Below are 1,592 nucleotides of genomic sequence, written 5' to 3'. Positions count from 1 at the left end.
TGGTCAGGCCCAGCTGGGCCCGGCCGTCGGACGGCACGGTGATCTCGGACGGCGGGGAGATGGGCGGCTTGCCCGAGGGCGGGGTACCGGTGGCCGTGGCCGAGTTGGTGATGGTGCCCGCGTCCACGTCGGCCTGGGTCACCGTGTAGGCGGTCGTGCAGGTGACTGTGGCACCCGGGGCCAGGGATTCGGCCTCCTTGGGGCAGCTGACGGGGTTGAGCTTGCCGTGGCCGGTGAATTCGTCCTCCTTGACCTTGACGTCCTTGACTGTGACGTTGCCGGTGTTGGTGACGGCGAAGCGGTAGGTGATCTCCTCACCGGCGACCAGCCTGCCGGGCTGCTCCGTGCCGGCCGACTTGACCACCGCCAGCGCGGGCTTCGGCTCCTGCGGCACGGTGACCTCCGAGGGCGGTGAGACCGGCGGCTCGCCCCTGGGCGGGGTACCAGTACCCGTCGCGGAGTTGGTGATCGAGCCCGCGTCCACATCCTGCTGGGTCACCGTGTAGGCGGCCGTGCAGGTGACTGTGGCACCCGGGGCCAGGGATTCGGCCTCCTTGGGGCAGCTGACGGGGTCGAGCTTGCCGTGGCCGGTGAACTCACCCTCGTCGACCTTCACATCCTTCAGTGTGACGTTGCCGGTGTTGCGCACCGTGAAGCTGTAGGTGATCTCCTCGCCGACGACCAGCTTGTCGGTCGTGCCGCCGGTGGCGGACTTGACCACGGACAGGCCCGGGTCGTCGTCGGTCTTCACCGTCGTCTCGGACGGCGGGGAGACCGGCGGCTCGCCCTTGGGCGGGGTACCGGTGGCCGTGGCGGAGTTGGTGATCGAGCCCGCGTCCACATCCTGCTGGGTCACCGTGTAGGCGGCCGTGCAGATGACCGTCGCCCCCGGAGCCAGCGATTCGGTCTCCTTGGCGGGGCAGCTGACGGGGTCGAGCTTGCCGTGGCCGGTGAACTCTGCCTCGTCGACCTTCACATTCTTCAGCGTGACGTTGCCGGTGTTGGTGACGGCGAACTTGTAGATGATCTCCTCGCCCGCCACCAGCGTGCCGGCGGAGGCGGTCTTGACCACGGCCAGGGCTGGCTCTTCCGGTGCCGGGACGGTCGTCTCGGACGGCGGTGAGACCGGGGGCTCGCCCTTGGGCGGGGTGCCGGTGGCGGTGGCGGAGTTGGTGATGGAGCCTGCGTCGATGTCCTGCTGGGTCACCGTGTAGGTGGCGGTGCAGGTCACGGTCTTGCCCGGGGCGAGGGACTCAGTCTCCTTGGCGGGGCAGCTGACGGGGCTGAGCTTGCCGTGGCCGGTGAACTCACCCTCCTTGACCTTGACGTCCTTCAGCGTGACGTTGCCGGTGTTGGTGACAGCGAAGTCGTAGGTGATCTTCTCGCCGAGGGTCAGCTTGTCCGGCTCGCTGCTGTGGCCGGTCTTGACCACGGACAGGCCGGGCTCGTTTGGCGGGGTCACCGTCGTCTCGGACGGCGGAGAAACTGGCGGCTCGCCCCTGGGCGGGGTGCCGGTGGCGGTGGCGCTGTTCTTCACCGAACCGGCATCCACGTCGGCCTGGGTCACCGTGTAGGTGGCGGTGCAGGTCATG

General features: G+C 69.0%; 1 pseudogene. It reads right to left on the bottom strand.

The window, feature by feature from the left end:
* Window positions 1-1,592: pseudogene (locus tag ACIHCL_RS34165) on the bottom strand (hypothetical protein); the annotation flags it as partial.

Origin of the sequence: Streptomyces sp. NPDC052042, assembly GCF_044548345.1 — a bacterium.
GTDB lineage: Bacteria > Actinomycetota > Actinomycetes > Streptomycetales > Streptomycetaceae > Streptomyces.
The sequence above is the reverse complement of the archived record's forward strand: the minus strand, read 5'-3'. Positions and strand labels throughout refer to the sequence as shown.